This is a genomic window from Burkholderia sp. SJZ089 (genome assembly GCF_007828315.1).
Classification (GTDB): Bacteria; Pseudomonadota; Gammaproteobacteria; order Burkholderiales; family Burkholderiaceae; genus Burkholderia; species Burkholderia gladioli.
Window position 1 is genome coordinate 394,378 of the sequence record NZ_VIUM01000003.1, and the last position, 20,375, is coordinate 414,752.

Consider the following 20,375-nt stretch of genomic DNA (forward strand, 5'->3'; position numbering starts at 1 on the left):
GGCCCGTGAGCCAAACCAGCAAGCAGGCAGGCATGATCTGGAAGAACGGCGAGATGCTGCCGTGGGAGCGCGCGCAGGTGCACGTGATGAGCCACGCGCTGCATTACGGCACCAGCGTGTTCGAGGGGATCCGCGCCTACGCGATCGGCGACAAGGCGGCGATCCTGTGCGGCCGCGAGCATTACGAGCGGCTGCTGTTCAGCTGCAAGGTGGCGCGCATTCCCTCGCCGCTGACGGTCGAGCAGTGGATGGCGGTGAGCGCCGACACGCTGCGCGCCAACGGGTTGCGCAGCGCCTATCTGCGCCCGCTGGTGTATCGCGGCGCGGGGCCCTCGCTCGGGCTCGACGCGCGCCAGCACCCGGCCGAGGCGCTGCTGGCCGCCACGCCCTGGGGCGCCTACCTGGGCGAGGAGGCGCTCACGCTGGGCGTCGACGTGCAGGTCAGCAGCTGGCGCCGCAACGGCCCCGGCGCGGCCAGCACCATGGCCAAGATCGGCGGCCAGTACATCAACGGCCAGGCGATCGTGATGGAGGCGCGCGAGAACGGCATGAGCGAGGGCATCGCGCTCGACGGCAACGGCTTCGTCAGCGAGGGCAGCGGCGAGAACGTGTTCCTGGTGCATCGCGGCGAGATCTTCACGCCCTCGGTGGGCAGCAGCATCCTGAGCGGGATCACGCGGCAGTGCGTGATGCGCATCGCGCGCGACCTCGGCTGCACCGTCACCGAGGCCAGCATTCCGCGCGAGATGCTCTACCTGGCCGACGAGATCTTCTTCACCGGCACCGCCGTCGAGATCTGCCCGGTGCGCTCGGTCGATCGCATGCCGGTGGGCAACGGCGTGCGCGGGCCGGTGACGCGCGCGATCCAGGACCGCTACTTCGGCATCGTGCGCGGCACCCATGCCGACAAGTGGAACTGGCTGAGCACCGTGCCGGTGCCGCTGGCCGGCGAGGCCGCCGGCCAGCCGGCGCGTGCCGGGGCGGCCTCATGAGCGCGCCGCGCGAGACGCCCTGGCTGATCCCCCAGCCGGCGCCGAACGGCCGGCCGGCGCGGTTGCGGCTGTTCTGCTTCCACTACGCGGGCGCCACGGCCTCGATCTTCCGCACCTGGCGCGAGGGCTTGCCGGATTGGATCGAGCCGGTGGCGGTGCAACTGCCGGGCCGCGAATACCGGCTCGCCGAGCCGCTGGTGGAGGACGCGCAGCCGATCGCCGCCGCGCTGGCCGAGGAGATCGAAAGCTGGCTCGACCTGCCGTTCGCCTTCTTCGGCCACAGCATGGGCGCGCTGATCGCCTTCGACCTGGCACGGCTGCTGCGCGAGCGCGGCCGCGGCGAGCCGGCGCTGTTCGTCGCCTCGGGCCGCAACGCGCCGCGTTTCCGCTGGCGCGATGCGGGCATCCAGGCGCTGCCCGACGAGCCCTTCATCGCGGCGGTGCGTGACTACAACGGCACGCCCGACGCGCTGATCGACGAGCCGTCGATGCGCGATCTGTGGCTGCCCCGGCTGCGCGCCGACCTGACCATCTCGGCCTGCTACCGCTACACGGATGCGCCGCCGCTGGCCTGCCCGCTGCTGGTGCTGCACGGCACCGACGACGGCCTGGTCAGCGACGAGGGGCTGGCCGGCTGGCGCGAGGAGAGTCGGGGGCCGATCCGCTACGTGCCTTATCCCGGCAATCACTTTTTCCTGCACGGCGACGAGGCGCGCGTGCTGGCCGAACTCGGCCGCGCGCTGGCCGAAGTGGTGCCGTCCGGATCGCCCGGATCGCCGGCATCGCCCGCGCAGGACGCGGCCCGCGCTCCGGCGCGCGTCGTCCAAACGATGGAGGAGAACGGCAGATGAAGCAGCAAACCCCACGCACCCGCGTCGCCATCCTCGGCTCGGGCAGCATCGGCATCGACCTGATGTTCAAGGTGAAGGCGTGCGAGCAGTTCGAGCTGGCCTGGGTGGTCGGCCGCAACGCCGACAGCGACGGCCTGCGCCTGGCACGCGAATGCGGCGTCGCCACTTCGAGCGACGGGCTCGATTTCATGAAGGACCAGGTCGACGGCTACGACCTGGTGTTCGACGCCACCTCGGCCGCGGCCCACACGATCCACAACCGCTTCTTCGCCGAGGCCGGCAAGTTCGCGATCGACCTCACGCCGGCCAAGCTCGGGCGGCTCTGCGTGCCCTGCATCAACCTGCCCGACACGCAGGCGGTGCAGAACGTCAACCTGATCACCTGCGGCGGGCAGGCCAGCCTGCCGCTGGCCTGGGCGCTGCGCCAGGCGGTCGATTCGATCGACTACCTGGAGGTGGTGTCGGCGATCGCCTCGCGCAGCGCCGGCACGGCCACCCGCGAGAACATCAGCGAGTACCAGGCCACCACCGAGTACGCGCTGGCGAAGTTCAGCGGCGCCAAGCGCACCAAGGCGATCCTCAACATCAACCCGGCCGAGCCCGGCATCCGCATGCAGACCACGCTCTATGCGCAGGCGCGCTACCGGGATTTCGAGCGGGTGCGCGAGCGCGTCGAGGCGATGGCGGCCCGGGTGCGCGAATACGTGCCGGGCTACCAACTGGTGGTGGCGCCGCTCGAGAGCCAGGGGCGCATCACCATGAGCCTGACCGTGCGCGGGCGCGGCGACTACCTGCCCGAATACGCCGGCAATCTCGACATCATCAACTGCGCGGCGCTGGCGGTGGCCACGCATCGGCATGCAACCCTCAGCACGGGAGTCCCATCATGAACCTGATCAGCGACGCCACCCTGCGCGACGGCAATCACGCGATCCGCCACCAGCTCGGCCGCGAGCAGATCGCCGACTACGCGCGCGCGGCCAACGCGGCCGGCATCGACATCGTCGAGGTCGGCCACGGCAACGGGCTGGGCGGCTCGTCCTGCCTGCTCGGCCAGACGCCGATCGACGATGTCCTGATGCTGGAGACGGCGCGCGCGGCGCTCACCACCAGCTGGCTCGGCGTGCATTTCATCCCGGGGCTGGGCAAGGCCACCGACATCGAGCTGGCGATCGAGGCCGGCGTGGACGTGGTGCGGGTGGCCACCCACTGCACCGAGGCCAATGTCTCGCGGCGCTTCATCGAGCAGACGCGGCGCGCGGGGCGGGTGGCCTACGGCGTGCTGATGATGTCGCACATGGCGCCGCCCGAGGTGCTGCTGGCCCAGGCGCGGCTGATGCAGGACTACGGCGCGCAGGCGGTGATCCTGATGGACAGCGCCGGTTATTCGACGCCGAACCTGGTGCGCGAGAAGGTGCGCCTGCTGGTGGAGGCGCTGCGCGTCGACGTGGGTTTCCACGCCCACAACAACCTCGGCCTGGCGGTGGCCAACAGCCTGGTGGCGCTGGAGCAGGGCGCGCGCATCGTCGACGCCTGCGTGAAGGGCTTCGGCGCCGGTGCCGGCAATACCCAGCTGGAGACGCTGGTGGCCGCGATGGAGCGCGAGGGGCATGCCGCGAACACCAGCTTCGAGCGCGTGACGGCGCTGGCGCGCGAGAGCGAGGCCTTCCTGAGCCCGAAGACGCCGCATATCGCCGCCGCCAACATCGCCAGCGGCTTGTACGGGCTGTTCTCCGGCTACGTGCCGCATATCCAGAAGGCCGCGCTCGAATTCGGCGTGAACGAGTTCGAGCTGTACCGGCGGCTGGCCGAGCGGCGGCTGGTGGCGGGGCAGGAGGACATCATCACCGAGGAGGCGAGCCGGCTGGCGCGCTCGCCGGAGGCAGGCGGGGCGAGTGGGGCAGGTGGTGGGGCGGCGGCCGGCGAGGCGGCAGCAGCGACAGCGAGCGGGGCCGCCGGCGCAGCCGGCGCCGGTCCGGCCGCCCGGCGCCGCGAGACGGCCGGCGAGCTGTCGGCCTGAGCCGCGCGCTCGCCGCGCATCGACACGAGACGAACAGCATGGAGACAAGCACATGACAGGACTGAACCCGCAAGGCCAGGGCCACTGGGAGGGCATCGAGCGCGAGGTGCTGACGCCCGACATCGAGCGGCAGGTGGTGAACGGCGACGCGCTGATGATGGCCCGGCTGTTCCTGAAGAAGGGCGCCTTCGTGGCCACCCATTCGCATCCGAACGAGCAGTTCACGCTGATCCTCTCGGGGCGCCTGCTGTTCCGCTACGGCGAACGGCTCGAACACGAGGCCGAGGTGGGCCCCGGCGGCATCCTGCACCTGCCGGCCAACCTGCCCCACAACGCGCTGTGCCTGGAGGACGCCGTCGATCTCGACATCTTCACGCCGCCGCGCGCCGACTGGCTGGAGCCCGACGGCAACCGCTACTTCGCCGGCGCCCGGGCCTGAGCCTCGCGCTCCGGGGCGAACCCGAACGAACCTGAGAGAGAAAACAAGGAGAGACATCGTGCTGCTCGAAGCCGCGCTGATGAAGATGGTGATGTACGTGTCCCTGGTGCTGGTGGTGCCGGGGCCGACCAATACGCTGCTGCTGTCCTCGGGGCTGAAGGTGGGCCTGCGCGGAACCTGGCCGCTGGTGATCGCCGAGGCGCTCGGCTATACCGTGGCGATCTCGGTGTGGGGCTTCTTCCTCTGCACCTTCGCGGCTACCCGGCCCTGGCTCTACGACGCGGTGAAGCTGGCCAGCTCGGCCTACATCTTCTACCTCGCCGTGAAGATGTGGACCCGCAGCCGCGTGATGGAGGACCTGTCGATCCGCCCGATCAGTTTCCGCGACCAGTTCGTGGCCACGCTGATGAACCCCAAGGCGCTGCTGTTCGCCAGCACGCTGTTCCCGATCGAGGCCTTCCGTTCCTCGCAGGTCTACTTCACCGCGTTCGCGCTGTTCCTGGTGGTGCTGGCGCCGATCGGCCTGGGCTGGTCCTGCCTGGGCGGGCTGATCACCTCGCGGCGCGCCTGGGCCGAGCGCACCTCCACCCTGCTGCGCGGCGCCTCGCTGGTGCTGCTGATGTTCTCGGGGACGCTGATGTACTCGATCCTCAAGAGCTGAGCCCGACGAACCGACACGACAAGGAGAGATGATGGCAAGCCCCTGGATGGATGACACGGCGCTGGCCGCACGTGCGCGACGCGCGGCGGTGGCGGGTGGCGAGGCGAAGGCCGCAGTCGAGGCCGCGGTTGCGGCTCGTGACGTCGATCGCGATGCCGCCGCCGGCCGCGAACTCGCGCAGCAGTTCCGCCACGCGATGCGGCGGCTGACGGCCTCGGTGGCGATCGTGGCGACGCGCGAGCATGGATCGCGCTACGGCATGACGGCCACCGCGCTCAGCGCGCTGTGCACCGAGCCGCCCTCGATCGTGGTCTGCATCAACCGCAACGCGAGCCTGTACCTGCCGCTGTCGCGCACGCGGCGCTTCGCGGTCAGCCTGCTGAACGCCGGGCAGCACGAACTGGTGGCGCCGTTCAGCGGCAAGCTGGAGCATGCGGCGCGCTTCGGTTTCGGCGATTGGCGCGAGGCACGCGGGCTGCCGGTGCTGGCCGGCGCGCAAGCCACCTTGCTGTGTCGCGTCGATGCACTGCACGCCTATGGCAGCCACGACCTGGTGATCGGGCGCGTCGAGGCGGTGACGGCCGCGCAGGCGGTGACGCCGCTGCTCTGGCAGGACGGCGCGCCGGCCGCCGCGCGGGCGATCGGTGCATGAGCGGCGGCGCGCGAGGGTTCGGGCTGGGGCGCGAGGCGGCGGCCGGGCGGCGCGGCGGGCGCTCGTCGTCGCGTCGGCATCTCGATCGCGTCGACGTGCCCGTCGAGGCGAGCTCGCCGACGCGCCGATATGCCGGCGGCATCGAACGCTGCTCGCTGGCCGTCGATCGATCCCGGCCCGTGCCGCTGCCCGATAACGAAGCTCATATCTGGATCGCGCGCGCCGCCGGCTGCGATACACCGCGTCGCCGCGCGCGCTACCTCGCGCTGCTCGACGCGGCCGAGGCCGAGCGTCATGCGCGGCTCGCCACCGACGCGCTGCGCTTCGAATACCTGCTCACGCGCGCGCTGTGCCGTTCGGTGCTGTCGGCCTACCAACCCGCCGTGGCGCCGGCTGCCTGGCGCTTTCGCACGGGCGAGCACGGCCGCCCCGAACTGGCCGGCACGGGCGAGCCGCCGCTGCGTTTCAATCTGTCGAACGCGGGCGGGTTGGTCGCCTGCGTGATCACGCGCCGCGTCGATGCCGGCATCGACATCGAGGACAGCCATCGTCGCGTGGATATCGACGGCATCGCCGCCGCCTTCTTCACGCGCGACGAACGGCGCGCCCTGCGCGCGCTGCCGCCGCCGCTGCGCCGCGAGCGATTCTTCGCGCTCTGGACGCTCAAGGAGGCGTATCTGAAGGCGCGCGGCGTCGGCCTGTCGGCGCCGCTCGACGCTTGTTCCTTCAGCTTGCCGCGCCACGCGCGCGGCACCTCGCGCCCGCGCTTCGCGGCAGCAACCGGCGATACCGCGCGCGACTGGCAGTTCGAACGCTTCGCACTCGACTCGCGCTACCGGCTCGCGCTCGGGCTGCGTCGCGGCCCGGCGGCGCCGATGCGGCTGCGCTGGCGCGAGTGCGTGCCCGAGCCGCGCCGCTGAATCGATCATCCGCGCCCGCCGGCTCCGCGTCGGTCGCGCGCGGCCCATTCCCATCCCGCGAGGAAGCATGGCCATGCAGAACAAACGCAAGATCAACTTCGGCGTCCTGATCCAGGGGCCCGGCGCCAACATGAACGCCTGGAAGCACCCGAGCGTGCCGCCCGATGCCAGCGTCAACTTCGATTTCTACGTCGATCGCGCGCGTCGCGCCGAAGCCGCCGGCATCGCCTTCGCCTTCATCGCCGACGGCCTGTTCATCACCGAGAAATCGGCGCCGCACTTCCTGAACCGCTTCGAGCCGATCGCGCTGCTCTCGGCGCTGGCCGCGCTGACCACGAAGATCGGCCTGGTCGGCACGGTGTCCTCCCCCTACAGCGAGCCCTACAACGTGGCGCGCCAGTTCGCCTCGCTGGACCTGATCAGCCGTGGCCGCGCCGGCTGGAACGTGGTGACCTCCTCGCTGGAGGGCACCGCGCGCAACTACGGCCGCGCGCATCCCGACCACGCCGAGCGCTACGAGATCGCCGCCGAGCATCTCGACGTGGTGCAGGGCCTGTGGGACAGCTGGGACGACGACGCGCTGATCCGCGATCGCGCCAGCGGCCGTTTCTTCGACCCGGCCAAGCTGCATCGGCTCGATCATCGCGGGCGCCATTACACGGTCGACGGCCCGCTCAACATCCGCCGCTCGCAGCAGGGCCAGCCGGTGATCTTCCAGGCCGGCTCCTCGGGCGACGGCGTGGCCTTCGCGGGCCGCTACGCCGACGCGGTGTTCTCCAACGGCGGCAGCTTCGAGGACGCGCGCAACTTCTATCGGCGCGTCAAGGAGGCCGCGGCGGCGGCCGGGCGCGATCCGGACCACGTCAAGGTGTTTCCCGGCATCGGCCCGATCGTCGGCGCGAGTCAGGCCGAGGCCGACGACAAGTATCGCCAGGTGCGCGAGCTTCTCTCGCCGCAGGAGGCGCTGGCCTATCTCGGCCACTTCTTCCAGCAGCACGACTTCAGCGTCTATCCGCTCGACGGGCCGTTCCCCGAGATCGGCGAGCTCGGCAACGACGGCTTCCGCTCCACCACCGACAACATCAAGAAGCTCGCGCGCGAGCGCGGCCTGACGCTGCGCGAGGTGGCCTACGAGGTGGCCACGCGGCGCTCCAACATCGGCACCTCGGAAGCCTTCATCGGCACGCCGGGCCAGGTGGCCGACGAGATGATCCGCTGGGTCGAGGAGGGCGCCGCCGACGGCTTCATGCTGGGGTTGCCGGTGGTCGGCTTCGGGCTCGACGACATGATCCGCCACGTGCTGCCGGTGCTGACCGAGCGCGGTTATTTCGACCCGCTGCTGCGCGGGCGTACGCTGCGCGACCACCTCGGCCTGCCGTATCGCGAGAGCCGCCACGCGGCGGCCGCACAGGTGGCGGCGATTTAGATACACTGGGCGGCGCGCGCGGCCGATCGCCGCCGCCCGAGCGGGGAGGCAAAGCGGGGACACACCGGGCCGCACCCGGGGCAACCCGCCCGCGCTCGACCGCTTTCCCGCCGTTCCCCGCCATCACCACCTGAGCGCCGCCACGAGCGGCGCGCATGATACGGAGACATTCCATGAAAGTCGGATTCATCGGCATCGGCGTGATGGGACAGCCGATGGCGCTCAACCTCGCCCGCGCCGGCATCGAACTCGTGATCTGGAACCGCTCGCCCGAGCGCTGCGCGCCCTTGCGCGAAGCCGGCGCGCAGGTGGCCGACACGCTCGACGAGGTGTATCGGCAGGCGCGCATCGTGATCCTGATGATGGCCACCGACGAGGCGCTCGATGCCGTGCTCGGCCGCGGTACGCCGGCCTTCGCCGCGCGCGTGGCCGATCACCTGATCGTGCACATGGGCACCGTGTCCGCCGAGTATTCGCGCGGGCTCGATGCCGATATCCGCGCCGCCGGCGGCCGTTACGTGGAAGCGCCCGTGTCGGGCTCGCGCAAGCCGGCCGAGGCGGGCCAGTTGGTGGCGATGCTGGCCGGCGAGCCGGCCGACGTGGAGGAAGTGCGGCCGCTGCTCAAGCCGATGTGCCACGAGTCGGTGGTGTGCGGGCCGGTGCCGACGGGCCTCTTGATGAAGCTCTCGGTCAATACCTTCCTGATCCCGATGGTCACCGCGGTGGCCGAGGCCTCGCACCTGGCGCGCCGCTACGGGCTCGACATGCAGCAGTTCCAGAAGGTGCTCGACGCGGGCCCGATGGCCAGCGCGGTGTCGCGCGTGAAGATCGACAAGCTGGTGAGGGAGGATTTCGAGGTGCAGGCCTCGATCGCCGACGTGCTGAAGAACAACCGGCTGGCCGCCGAGGCCGCGCGCAGCGCGAACCTGGCCTCGCCGCTGCTCGATACCTGCTTCGAGCTCTATACCGAGACGCTGAAGCTCGGGCACGGCGGCGAGGACATGGCCGCCGTGGTGCGCGCGATCGAGGCGCGCACAGACAAGCGGCAGGGCTGAGTCGGCAGGCGGCGCCGGCTGTCCATGAGCAGCCGGCGGGGGCGGCTTCGCGGGGTGAGCGCTGTCGCCGCCGAGCCGCCGAGCCGCCGAGCCGTGGCGTGGTGGCCCTCAGCGCGCCGCGCCGCCGGCCGTCTCGCTTTCGCGCCAGGCCGCGTCGAACGCGGCCATGTCGGTCCATACCGGAATCTCCGGCGGGAACGGGTTCTCCTCGCCGGGCGCGACGATGCCCGCGAAGGGCATGCCCAGCTCGCGCGCCGCGTCGTATTCCGTGAACGAATCGCCGATCGCCAGCACTTGATCGCTGGTCCAGTCGCCATGGCGCAGCACCTTGGCGAAGGCCACCGGCTTGGTGGTCGGCGAGCCGGTGATGGTCTGGAAGTAGCGCGCGAAATCGCGTTCGCGCGTGATGCGCCGCAGGTCGTCGTCGGTGGTGCCCGAGATCAGGTGCAGCGACAACCGCGCCTGCATCCGCTCCAGGAAGGCGCGCGCGCCGGGCAGCTCGGGGCAGTCGCCGATGCGCGCCATCAGCAGCTCGCTGTAGCGGCGCGCCCGCGCCTCCACCACCGCCGGATCCGGCTCGCGATCGAAGATCGCGCGCTCGTAGTAGGCCATCTTCGCGACGCGGCCGACGCCGCCGTGATGCGTCAGGTGCGCCAGCATCTCGGCCTTCTGCGCCTCGCTGATCGGCTCGTCGTAGCACTCGAAGAACAGGTGGACCTTCATCCACACCGAATCGAGGATCACGCCATCGAAATCGAAGGCGATCGCGCGGATCGTGTCGAACGGGATCGGGGTAGACATCGGCGGGCTCCGGAAACGAGAAAGTCAAATGCGGGTGGGACGGGGGACTGCATGGCGCGTGGCGCCGGCAAGGCGGGACAGCGGGGAAGGACGGCGCGGCAGCCCGGCTTTCAGGCTCCCGACAGGGTCATGGTCTCGAGCTGGCGCACGATCTCGTCGCGCAGCCCGCTCGGCAGGTTCTGGTAGCCGAGCAGCTCCGAGATCCACAGCCCGTCGGCGGCGAGCCGGCAGATCATCAGTCGCGCGGCCTGCTCGAGCGGCAGCGGATCGGGCCGCGCGATCTCGCGCATCGGCTGGGCCCAGCGTTCGCGCGCCTCGGGATCGGTCATCATCGACGAGACCAGCACGCGCAGCAGGTTGGTGCTGGCGGCCGGCGAGGTTTCGTTCATCGCCGCGTGCAAATAGGCGCGCGCGTTCGCGCCTTGCGGATGCGGATCGCCCGCGAGGTGCGCCTGCATGGTCTGCTCGAAGCGCTCCAGGGTCTGGCCGAACAGCGCGTCGAACAGCGCCTGCTTGCTGCGGAAATGGTATTGCAGCCCGCCCTTGCTGACGCCGGCCCGCTCGGCCACCGCGTCGAGCGTGACGGCCTGCACGCCCAGCTCGGTGGCGATCTCGGCGGCGGCCTGCAGCAGTTGCGCGCGCACGTGCGCCGGGGCTTTCTTGCGGCGGTTGCCGCGCGCGTCGTCGCCGGCGGCCGCGCGCGGGTCGGCGGCGCAGGCAGCGGCTGCGCTGGCGGAAGCGGCGGGGCTGGAGGCGGAAGCCGGGGCGAAGACGGCGTCGTCGGACGCGGCGGCGGATGCAGGACCCGGCGCTGGCGAGGAGGAGGCGGGCGCGGCGGCGCGGCTGTCGGGCGGCGTGCCGGGCGCGGAAGGCCGGATGGGATTCATCCGCGCATCTTAGCATCGTCGTTCCCATCCAAACAATCCGGCCGGATGGTATGATCCGGCCGATGAAAAATTCCGATCTTCCCCTTCCATCGATGCTCGATGCCGCGATCCTGCGCGGCCGGGATGCGCTCGCGCAGCGCCAGAATGCCGACGGTAGCTGGTGCTTCGAGCTCGAATCCGACGCCACGATCACCGCCGAATACATCCTGATGATGCATTTCATGGGGAAGATCGACGACGCGCGCCAGGCCCGCATGGCGCGCTACCTGCGCGAGATCCAGCGGCTGGCCACGCACGGCGGCTGGGACCTGTACGTGGACGGCGCGCCCGACGTGTCGGCCAGCGTCAAGGCCTATTTCGCGCTGAAGGCGGCCGGCGACAGCGAGCACGCGCCGCACATGGCGCGTGCGCGCGACACCATCCTGCGCCTGGGCGGCGCCGCCAAATGCAATGTGTTCACGCGCATCCTGCTGGCCACCTTCGGCCAGGTGCCGTGGCGCGCCACGCCCTTCATGCCGATCGAATTCGTGCTGTTCCCGAAGTGGGTGCCGATCTCGATGTACAAGGTCGCCTACTGGGCGCGCACGACCATGGTGCCGCTGCTGGTGCTCTGCTCGCTGAAGGCGCGCGCGAAGAATCCGCGCGGGATCTCGATCCGCGAACTGTTCGTGACCGCGCCCGAGGACGAGCGCAACTACTTCGCGCGCGGCGGTTTCGTGCGCAACCTGTTCCTCGGCATCGACCGCACGCTGCGCCCGCTCGACGCGCTGATCCCGAAGGCGCTGCGCCGCCGCGCGATCCGCCATGCCGAGGCCTGGTGCGCCGAACGCATGAACGGCGAGGACGGCATGGGCGGCATCTTCCCGCCGATCGTCTACAGCTACCAGATGATGGAGGTGCTCGGCTACGCCGAGGACCATCCGCTGCGTCGCGATTGCGAGGACGCGCTGGAGAAGCTGCTGGTCGAGCGCCCCGACGGCAGCATGTACTGCCAGCCCTGCCTGTCGCCGGTCTGGGACACGGCCTGGGCCACCATGGCGCTCGAGCAGGCGCGCGCGGTGCCCGACACGCGCGATCGGCCGGCCGTCTCCGAGGCGGACCTGCAGGCCGGCATCACGCGCGCCTACGACTGGATGGCCGGCAAGCAGGTGACCGAGCTCAAGGGCGACTGGATCGAGAACGCGCCGGCCGAGACGCCGGCGGGCGGCTGGGCCTTCCAGTACGAGAACCCCTATTACCCCGACATCGACGACAGCGCCGTGGTGGCCGCGATGCTGCACCAGCGCGGCCGCGCGATGGCGCGCCTGACCGGCACCGATCCCTATGCCGAGGTGGTCACGCGGGGCTTGGACTGGATTCGCGGGCTGCAGTCGCGCAACGGCGGCTTCGGCGCCTTCGATGCCGATTGCGATCGCCTCTACCTGAACCTGATCCCCTTCGCCGATCACGGCGCGCTGCTCGACCCGCCCACCGAGGATGTCTCGGGCCGCGTGCTGCTGTGCTTCGGCGTGACCGGCCGCGCCGAGGACCGGCCGGCGCTGGCGCGCGCGATCGAGTACGTGAAGCGCACCCAGCGCGAGGACGGCAGCTGGTGGGGCCGCTGGGGCACCAACTACATCTATGGCACCTGGAGCGTGCTGGCCGGGCTCGCGCTGGCCGGCGAGGATCGCTCGCAGCCCTACATCGCGCGCGCGATCGACTGGCTGCGCGCGCGCCAGAACGCCGACGGCGGCTGGGGCGAGACCAACGACAGCTATGTCGACCCGGCGCTGGCCGGCACCAACGGCGGCGAGAGCGCCTCCAATTTCACGGCCTGGGCGCTGCTGGCGCAGATGGCCTTCGGCGACTGGCAATCGGAATCGGTGCAGCGCGGGATACGCTACCTGCTGTCGGTGCAGCAGGGCGACGGCTTCTGGTGGCACCGCTCGCACAATGCGCCGGGTTTCCCGCGCATCTATTACCTCAAGTACCACGGCTATACCGCCTACTTCCCGCTGTGGGCGCTGGCGCGTTACCGGCGCCTGTCGCAGGCGCGCGTGGCGGCCAGCGATGCGCCTGCCGCTGCTGTTGCGGCGACGCTGCATTGAGCCGGCCTTAGGCGGCACAGCGCCTCGAATTGAAAATCGGGCATCCAGCTCAGGCTGGATGCCCGATTTTCATTTGGGCTGCGAACAATGGCGCGAGGGTGCCGCGAGCCTCAGCTCGATGCCGGGCGCCTCGCCGGTTTCACCGGCACCGCGCAGGGCCGATAGCGCGGCTTGGTGCTGGCCACCGCCACGCAGGCCGTGACGTCCGAGGCGGGGCCGGCGCGATGGCCCGTCACCTGCACGGTGCCGTCCAGGCGGTTCCAGCGCAGCTCCGGCTTCGGATCGCCGGCGAAGGTGACGCTGCCTACGCCGACATCGCCGTCCACCGCCAGCGTGCCCTGCCATGACTGCAGCGCGTGGGCCTGGTCGTAGTCGGCCGACATCGAATCGACGTCGAAGGAGAAGCCCTTGGCGCGCTCGACCTGCGAGAACGTGCCGCGATACCAGAGCAGCGACCAGCCGCGCGAATCGGCGGCGCGCGTGACCACCGTGGCGGGCGGCCAGGCGACGTCGCCGATCGTCACCGTCTTCGCGAGGCGGCACTGGATCAGGTGCGGGGTGGGCGCATGCGCGTCGCCGATGTCGATGCGCGTGCCGATGTCGGTGACGGCCGCGCAGGGCCAGCCGTCGATGCTCTGTTCATAGGCCAGCGCGACATCGAAGGTGCTGTCGTCGTCGCTGTCGCGATGCTCGATGCCGCGGATCGACAGCGTGCCGAGCGCGACCGGCTGGTCGCTGCTGATCGCGCTGGGCTGCGAGGCCTCGCCGTGATCGTCGACCGGCGCGTACTGCACGTGGCTGCCGGCGGGGAAGGTCGCGCCGCCCATCAGCACCGGTGCCTCGGCCGTGCGCGTGGTGGCCGAGCCCTGCGGGGTGAGGCCGCGCGGCTCGGTCATCATGAACCAGCCGAAGGTGACGGCGAGCCAGAGGAAGGGCGCGGCCAGGAACAGGCCGCTGGCCAGATAGCGCGTGCGCGGCCGCACGCGCCGCAGCATCGTGAACAGGAATAGCGTCAACAGCACCCAGCCTGCCGCCAGCGCGACGATCGCGATCATGCCGACGCCGCCCAGTTCACCGGCTTCGGCACGACAGAGCAGCGGCGTGGCGCCGGTCGCGAGCGCGACGGCCGTGCGCGCGGCATGGCGCCGGAAGGCGCGACGCGGGTTGGCGTGGGCCGGATTCGATCTGCTCAGGTTCGTGCTGGATACCGCTTCGGACAGCTTGGAATGGGGCGTCGATGTCGTATCGATCTTTGTCATCGGTGTTCCGGAATGGCCTGTTACGTCGCCACGATACACGAGCAGGGCTCCGGCATATACGTGAGGCGGCCCCGCGATTCGCATGCGAGGCGGCCGGCGCCGCCGCGACGGCCCGCGTAAACGATAGCGACCGCGGCGATTGTTGCGGCCCGCGATTCGCTGTCCCGCCTGAAGTTGGCGAATCGCGCGAATTAGCGGGAAATTCACGCATCACGGGCGTGAATCGGCGCGCGGGCACGAGTGTGTTACTGAAAATTACCCGTGGCTCTGTTGCAGTATGAAATCCCGCCATCTGTGCAGGTCGGCGAGAAATCTTCGCGAGCGGCGGGCCGTTTGTCCCGGTATCGCGGGTCAGGCGGCGAGCCAGTCGCGCAAGGCCGCGTTGACCGCCTCGGGACGTTCGAGCGGCGAGGTGTGGCCGCACTCGGGCACGATCACGAGCTTCGCGCCGGGAATCGCCTCGGCCATCTCGCGCGCGAACTCGGGCGGCGTGACGGGATCGCTGTCGCCCACCAGCACCAGGCTCGGCACCGCGATCGAAGGCAGCTCGCGTCGCGAGTCGGGCCGGCCGATCACGGCCGCGGTCTGGCGCGCGAAGGCCGCGCGTCCGATGTCGGCCGCCATGCGCCGCTTGGTGGCCGCGAACACCGGATCGCGGCGTAGCGAGACATGGGCGGTGTTGAGCGTGGCGTTGGCCAGCACGGTGTCGTAATCGCCATGCGTGGCGGCTTCCAGCAGCCCCTGGCGCATCTCGACCTGGATCGGCTGGTCGGCGCGCGCCGAGGTGCTGAGCAGCGCGAGGCGCGTCACGCGCTCGGGCGCGCGGCGCAGGATCTCGTGCGCGAGATAGCCGCCCATCGAGAAGCCGACCAGGGCGAAGCGCGGCGGCGCGCTCGCCAGGATCGCGGCGGCCATCGCGGCGATGCTGTCGCCCTCCAGCGTCGAGGCGACCGTCACCGGGCCATATGGCCAGAGCGCGGGAATCTGCGGCGCGAACACCTCGGCCGTGCAGAGCAGGCCGGGGATGAGGACGATCGGGGTCATGCGGGGCTCCGGGGCGGGTTCGGGGAAGGAGGATTATCGCGCGGCCGGCTTCGCCGCGTCTTCCGATCGCGCCGGCAGGTTCATCGCCCCGACGAACAGCAACGCGTACATCGCCGCCAGCATCGCGAAGCCCCAGGCATAGGCGGGCGCATGCGCGCCCGACGATCGCGCCGAGACACCCGCCAGGCGCCACGCGACCAGCGTGGTGCAGAGCGTGGTCAGCACCGGCCCGCCCAGCCGCTGCACGATGTTGAGCGCGGTGGTGGCCATCGGCAGCGATTCGCGCGGCACGGCGGCATAGGCGGCCGTGATGGTCGGCACGCCGATCGCGCTCTGTCCCATTCCGCGCAGGAACTGCGTGACCAGCAGCACGCCGAGCTGGAAGCCTTGCAGCGGCATCCAGATCATCGGCAGCGTGGCCGCCAGCGCGAGCAGCGCGCCGCTGGCCGAGACGCGGCGCAGCCCGAAGCGCGAGGTCAGCGCGCCCATCGCGGGATAGGTGACCAGCATGCCGAGCCCCGTCGGCGCGAGCAGCCAGCCCATCTCGCCTGGCGTGCGGCCGACGCCGTCGATCAGGTAGAGCGGCACCAGCATCTGGCCGACGAACAGCGCGCCGTTCCAGACGAACTGCGTGACGGACGCGGTGGCGAACACGCGTCGGCGGAACAGCGCGAGATCGATCAGGGCACGTTGACCGATGCGCCGCGCGCGCCAGAGGAAAGCAGCCAGCATCACGGCACCGGCCGCGATCGATGCAGCGCCTCCGGGCCGCGCCAGACGTTCGCAACCGAACAGCAGCAGGGCCAGCGAGGGCGACAGCAGCGCGAAGCCGATCCAGTCGAGCCTTCGCGGTGCGGTGCCGCGCACGTCGGCGGGCAGGAAGCGTACCGCCAGCGCGAGGCCGAGCAGGCCGATCGGCAGGTTCATCAGGAACAGCCAGCGCCACGAGGCGTAGTCGAGCAGCGCGCCGGCCAACACCGGCCCGACGATCGGCGCGAACAGCACCGGCACCGCCGTGTAGCCGACCACGCGTGCCATCTGCTTGCCTGCCACGCGCGCGATCGTCATCTGCGCCATCGGCGCGAGCAGGCCGCCGCTCACGCCCTGCAGCACGCGGAACGCGATCAGCGAGCCGGCCGACCAGGCCAGGCCGCACAAGGCGGAAGTGAGCGTGAAGGCCGCGAAGCAGCCGAGATAGACGCGCTTCGTGCCGAGCCGGTCGACCAGCCAGCCGCTCAGCGGCAGGGCCAGCGTGAGCGCCAGCAGGTAGGCACTGGTGACCCACTGGATGGTCGACAGGCTGGTGTGCATCACGCCGGCCAGGCTCGACAGCGAGACGTTGACGATGGTCGCGTCGAGCTGCGCGAGCAGGCCGCCCAGCGTCGCCACCGCGCCGATCCGCCAGACCGAGGGATCCAGGCGTTCGGGCGGTTCGCGCCGCGCGGGCGAGGCGGCGGCGCGCGCTGGCGTTTCCGTGTCGGTCGAGCCGACGCGGGAAGCGCGCTCAGGCACGACGGGCGTCGAGCAGGGCGACGATTTCCTGCGCGGTGGCGGTTTCGCCGAGGCGCGGGAAGATGCGCTCGAGGCTGTTGGCATGCGCCTCGGGCTTCAGGTCGGTCATCGCGTCGACGGCCAGCGTGACGTTGTAGCCGAGCGCATGCGCGACGCGCGCGGTCGATTCCACGCCGATGCTGGTGGCGATGCCGCACAGCACCACCTGGGTGACGCCGGCCTGCTTCAGTTGCGCGTCGAGATCGGTACCGGTGAAGGCGCACCAGCTGCGCTTGGTGACCAGCAGGTCGTCGGGCTGCTGCTTCAGCTCGGGCAGCAGCTCGGCCCAGTCGGCCGGCAGCGCGCCGCCGCTGTGCGGCTGCTCGTTGCGTCCCGGCGCCATGCCGGCGACGTTGACCAGCACCACCGGCAGGTGGTGCGCGCGGAACGCATCGATCAGCTTGACCGATTGCTCGACCACGCCGGCCGGCGAGTGCGCGACGGGCAGCGCGACGATGCCCTTCTGCAGGTCGACGACGATCAGCGCGGTCTTGGAATCGAGGACGGTGGCGGTCATGGGGAAGCTCCTTCGGCCTGGGGCCGTTGACGGGGACGAGCCGGCGGCTCGGTGGAACGACGCGACGTGCATGCGCCGCGCCTCGGGGGGATAGGTGGCGCGATTGGCGCGCCGTGCGTGTGGCTGCGTCAGCGTTCGGCGAGCCGGCGCAGCAGCGGAGTGGCCGCGCGCAGCGCGCTGCGCTCCTCGTCGCTCAGCTGGCGCACTGCTTCCAGCAGCCAGGCGCGCTTGGCGCTGCGCCGCTGCTGCGAGACGGCCGCGCCGGCCGGCGTGAGCGCGATCAGCCACTGGCGGCCGTCGCTCGGATGCGGCTGGCGTTCGACCAGCCCCGCCTGTTCGAGCCCGACCACCAGCGCGCCCATCGACTGCGGCTTCATCGATTCGGCGCGCGCGAGATCGGCGGTGGTCAGCGCGCCATGCCGCTCGATGCGCGAGAGCACGCTGAGCTGGGACAGGTTGTAGTCGCTCGGGTCGACTTCGGAGCGCACGCGGCGCACCAATTGCCCGATAGCCAGCGTAAGGTCGGCAACGGTGGCTTCGAGCGAGCGTTCGGATTCGGCGGAGGTCGTCATGGGCGGTATCGTATAAAAAGGAAGGCAAACTTGCAAGGTGGACTTCTAATATTTCATGGGGAAAGGTTTTGTAGGAAAAATCGAAGGTGGTGGAAGGGGAAACGAAGGGGGGAGCGGTGCGCCGGGAACAGTGTGAGTCGGGGACAGGCCCACGGCGGGATATCCAGGTTGGCGAGCCGCTGGCCGGCCGGCGCTGGCTGCCTGGCCGCGGTGCCCGTCTACTGGATGTTCACCTGTTCATGCCGGCGCTGCAGGGCTCATTACGCGGCGCGTCGGCGAATCGGAGGAGAGGGCGGCTGCAGCGGCTGACCGGGCGCGCTTCGCTGTTTGGGCGGTTTGTCCATGGACTCGGCTTCGCGTGGTCGATCGACCAGCGCGTGTCGCGGCCGATGGTGCCGCGAACCGCTGCGGTGCCCACCGCGTCCGCACCCCGGCCCGCCGCCGCCGCTCAGTCCGCGGCCGCCGCGCCGGCGGCGCGCGAGCGCCCGTGCAGCCAATTCATGCAACTGAACAGCGCGATCGCGAACGCGATCAGCACGGTGGCCACGGCGAGGATCGACGGATCGATCTGGTCGCGGATGCCGCTCCACATCTGGCGCGGCACGGTACGTTGGTCGGGGCCGCCGATGAAAAGGATCACGATCACCTCGTCGAACGAGGTGGCGAACGCGAACACGCCGCCGGTGGCCACGGCCGGCGCGATGAGCGGCAGCGTCACGCGCCGGAACGTGGTCCACGGCCTCGCGCCGAGCCCGGCCGAGGCGCGCAGCAGGCTCTGGTCGAACGACAGCAGCGAGGCCGTCACGGTGATCACCACGAACGGCGTGCCGAGCGCCGCGTGCGCGAGCACCACGCCGAGGTAGGAGTTGACGAGCCCGAGCGGCGCGAAGATCAGGTAGAAGCCGGCCGCCACCACCACGATCGGGATGATCATCGGCGAGATCAGCAGCGGCATGATCAGCGAGCGGTACGGAAAGTTCTCGCGCGCGAGGCCGAGCGCGGCGAGCGTGCCGAGGCTGGTGGCGATCAGCGTGGAGACCGCGCCGATGCCGAGGCTGTTGGCGAACGCGCGCTGCCAGTCGGGGCTGCCGAACGCCTGCGCGTACCAGCGCAGCGAGAAACCCTCCATCGGATACGAGAAGTACGATCCCGAGTTGAACGAGAGCGGAATGATGACGAGGATCGGCGCGACCAGGAAGGCCAGCACGAGCGTGCAATGCACGCGCAGGCCGAGCTTGGCGAGCCGGATCGACGGAATGCTGTTCGTCAGTTGCACGGTGGGGCTCCCGGGTGGCGCGCTCAGCCGAAGCGCAGCCGGTCGACGCCGACCAGCCGGTTGAAGATGAAATAGAACACGGCCGTGAAGATCACGAGATAGGCCGACAGCGCGCCGGCCAGCCCCCAGTTCAGCAGTTCGTTGGTCTGCGCGGCGATCAGCTGGCTGATCATCTCGTCGCCGGCGCCGCCGAGCAGCGCGGGCGTGATGTAGTAGCCGAGCGCGAGCACGAACACGAGGAAGCAGCCGGCTCCCACGCCGGGCAGTGTCTGCGGCATGTACACGCGCACGAACGCCACCGCCGGATGCGCGCCGAGCGACTGCGCCGCGCGCAGGTAGATCGGCGGCACGCCCTTCATCACCGAATAGATCGCGAGGATCATGTACGGCAGCAGCACGTGCGTCATGCCGATCAGCACGCCGGCGCGGTTGAAGATCAGCGGCAGCGGTGCGTCGACGAGGTGCAGCGACAGCAGCAGGCGGTTGATCACGCCGCCCGGCTGCAGCAGCACGTACCAGGCGGTGGTGCGCACCAGCAGCGAGGTCCAGAACGGGATGATCACGAACAGCATCAGCCGGTTGCCCTGCTTGGGCGGCAGGTTCGCGAGCAGCCAGGCCACCGGGTAGGCGAGCACGAGGCACAGCAGCGTGACCGTCGCGCTGATCCACACGGTGCGCGCGAACGCGGCGCGATAGACCGCGCTGTCGGGCGGCACCGCGGCCACCCGGCCATCCGGCGTGACCCGCGCGTCGATGCCGTTGAGCAGATAGTCGGGCGTCCAGGCCGACGAGGCGCGCTTGAGCAGCCGCCAGGTATCGGGCTGGTCCCAGCGTGCGTCGGCCTGCACGAGCAGCGGCCGCCACGGGCCGCCGCCCTCGTGGGCGCGCACCGTGCGTGCCGTCTTGAGCAGGAGGCTGCGGAATTCGGACTGGTAGAAGTTCATGCGCCGCGCCGCCTCGCCGAGGCTGCCGGCCTCGGCGGACGCGCGCAGGCCGGCGGCGAGCGCCGCGAAAGCGGCCTCGTCGGGCACGCCCCGGCCGTCCCACTGGCGCAGCACGCGTGCCAGTTCGGGCATCGCGCCCGGCACCTCCGGGTTGCGCACGCTGCGCGCGAGCAGGATCGCGATCGGCGCGATGAAGGTGGCGAGCAGGAACACCAGCAGCGGTAGCGCGAGCAGCAGCGCCTGGATGGCGGCCTTGCGGCGCGCGCGCCGATAGTTGGCCGCCTGGGCCGCGAGCCGGTGCGCCCTGGGTGCGGCCTGCGCGGCTGGCGCCGGTTGCGGAAGGATCGTCATGAGGCGGAACTCCTGCGCGCCGGTGCCGGGCGGATCGACCGCCCAGGCCGCCGGCGCGCGTGATGGCGTG

The 20,375-nt window shown here is 70.8% G+C and carries 20 protein-coding genes; 11 read left to right on the plus strand and 9 right to left on the minus strand.

Annotated features, from left to right (window positions below; translation table 11 throughout):
* Window positions 1-5 precede the first annotated feature (5 nt).
* From FB600_RS07625 to FB600_RS07670, 10 genes are all read left to right on the plus strand, one after another.
* Window positions 6-992 (plus strand): branched-chain amino acid transaminase, encoded by a 987-nt coding sequence (locus FB600_RS07625; protein ID WP_261383352.1) that lies wholly within the window; start codon window positions 6-8, stop codon window positions 990-992.
* Window positions 989-1,843 carry a thioesterase II family protein gene (locus FB600_RS07630; RefSeq protein WP_098151574.1) on the plus strand — a complete coding sequence of 285 codons (855 nt, stop codon included), beginning with the start codon at window positions 989-991 and terminating at the stop codon, window positions 1,841-1,843. The genes FB600_RS07625 and FB600_RS07630 overlap by 4 nt, the downstream gene beginning before the upstream one ends.
* Entirely contained in the window at window positions 1,840-2,733 is an 894-nt protein-coding gene (locus FB600_RS07635) for an acetaldehyde dehydrogenase (acetylating) (protein WP_145756471.1), read from the plus strand. The genes FB600_RS07630 and FB600_RS07635 overlap by 4 nt, the downstream gene beginning before the upstream one ends.
* A complete protein-coding gene (dmpG, locus tag FB600_RS07640) occupies window positions 2,730-3,863 on the plus strand; it encodes a 4-hydroxy-2-oxovalerate aldolase (RefSeq protein ID WP_098151575.1) in 1,134 nt (377 codons plus the stop codon). The genes FB600_RS07635 and dmpG overlap by 4 nt, the downstream gene beginning before the upstream one ends.
* Before the next feature lie 52 nt (window positions 3,864-3,915).
* A complete protein-coding gene (locus FB600_RS07645) occupies window positions 3,916-4,302 on the plus strand; it encodes a cupin domain-containing protein (protein ID WP_025101663.1) in 387 nt (128 codons plus the stop codon).
* Between the two features lie 58 nt (window positions 4,303-4,360).
* Window positions 4,361-4,963: a LysE family translocator gene (locus FB600_RS07650; RefSeq protein WP_013689127.1), complete on the plus strand. Its 603-nt coding sequence runs from the start codon at window positions 4,361-4,363 to the stop codon at window positions 4,961-4,963.
* Between the two features lie 31 nt (window positions 4,964-4,994).
* On the plus strand, window positions 4,995-5,615 hold the full coding sequence (locus tag FB600_RS07655; protein ID WP_098153146.1) for a flavin reductase family protein: 621 nt from the start codon (window positions 4,995-4,997) through the stop codon (window positions 5,613-5,615).
* The gene (locus FB600_RS07660) at window positions 5,612-6,535 is read left to right on the plus strand and encodes a 4'-phosphopantetheinyl transferase family protein (RefSeq protein WP_145756472.1); all 924 of its coding nucleotides are present in this window, start codon (window positions 5,612-5,614) and stop codon (window positions 6,533-6,535) included. The genes FB600_RS07655 and FB600_RS07660 overlap by 4 nt, the downstream gene beginning before the upstream one ends.
* A gap of 73 nt (window positions 6,536-6,608) precedes the next feature.
* A complete protein-coding gene (locus FB600_RS07665) occupies window positions 6,609-7,961 on the plus strand; it encodes an LLM class flavin-dependent oxidoreductase (protein WP_096752965.1) in 1,353 nt (450 codons plus the stop codon).
* Between the two features lie 155 nt (window positions 7,962-8,116).
* On the plus strand, window positions 8,117-9,016 hold the full coding sequence (locus FB600_RS07670) for an NAD(P)-dependent oxidoreductase (protein WP_323638448.1): 900 nt from the start codon (window positions 8,117-8,119) through the stop codon (window positions 9,014-9,016).
* Between the two features lie 108 nt (window positions 9,017-9,124).
* Here FB600_RS07670 and FB600_RS07675 read toward each other — a convergent pair whose 3' ends face one another.
* Together FB600_RS07675 and FB600_RS07680 are read right to left on the minus strand one after the other, a co-directional pair.
* Window positions 9,125-9,817 (minus strand): HAD family hydrolase, encoded by a 693-nt coding sequence (locus FB600_RS07675; protein WP_145756473.1) that lies wholly within the window; start codon window positions 9,815-9,817, stop codon window positions 9,125-9,127.
* 110 nt (window positions 9,818-9,927) lie between these two features.
* Window positions 9,928-10,704, minus strand: coding sequence for a TetR/AcrR family transcriptional regulator (locus tag FB600_RS07680; protein ID WP_013689133.1), 777 nt, complete (start codon window positions 10,702-10,704; stop codon window positions 9,928-9,930).
* A 50-nt stretch (window positions 10,705-10,754) separates the two neighbouring features.
* Between FB600_RS07680 and shc the strand changes: the two genes are divergently transcribed.
* A complete protein-coding gene (gene shc / locus FB600_RS07685; protein ID WP_046576155.1) occupies window positions 10,755-12,791 on the plus strand; it encodes a squalene--hopene cyclase in 2,037 nt (678 codons plus the stop codon).
* 110 nt (window positions 12,792-12,901) lie between these two features.
* Here shc and FB600_RS07690 read toward each other — a convergent pair whose 3' ends face one another.
* The 7 genes from FB600_RS07690 to FB600_RS07720 form a co-directional block, all read right to left on the minus strand.
* On the minus strand, window positions 12,902-14,050 hold the full coding sequence (locus FB600_RS07690; protein WP_244128335.1) for a hypothetical protein: 1,149 nt from the start codon (window positions 14,048-14,050) through the stop codon (window positions 12,902-12,904).
* 351 nt (window positions 14,051-14,401) lie between these two features.
* Entirely contained in the window at window positions 14,402-15,094 is a 693-nt protein-coding gene (locus FB600_RS07695) for an alpha/beta fold hydrolase (RefSeq protein ID WP_096752378.1), read from the minus strand.
* A 33-nt stretch (window positions 15,095-15,127) separates the two neighbouring features.
* A complete protein-coding gene (locus FB600_RS07700; protein WP_098183274.1) occupies window positions 15,128-16,513 on the minus strand; it encodes a DHA2 family efflux MFS transporter permease subunit in 1,386 nt (461 codons plus the stop codon).
* Between the two features lie 85 nt (window positions 16,514-16,598).
* Window positions 16,599-17,162, minus strand: coding sequence for an isochorismatase family protein (locus FB600_RS07705; protein ID WP_013689138.1), 564 nt, complete (start codon window positions 17,160-17,162; stop codon window positions 16,599-16,601).
* Window positions 17,163-17,290: 128 nt separating this feature from the next.
* The gene (locus tag FB600_RS07710) at window positions 17,291-17,734 is read right to left on the minus strand and encodes a MarR family transcriptional regulator (RefSeq protein WP_046576162.1); all 444 of its coding nucleotides are present in this window, start codon (window positions 17,732-17,734) and stop codon (window positions 17,291-17,293) included.
* Between the two features lie 448 nt (window positions 17,735-18,182).
* A complete protein-coding gene (locus FB600_RS07715; RefSeq protein WP_145756474.1) occupies window positions 18,183-19,010 on the minus strand; it encodes an ABC transporter permease in 828 nt (275 codons plus the stop codon).
* A 23-nt stretch (window positions 19,011-19,033) separates the two neighbouring features.
* A complete protein-coding gene (locus tag FB600_RS07720; RefSeq protein WP_145756475.1) occupies window positions 19,034-20,305 on the minus strand; it encodes an ABC transporter permease in 1,272 nt (423 codons plus the stop codon).
* Window positions 20,306-20,375 lie beyond the last annotated feature (70 nt).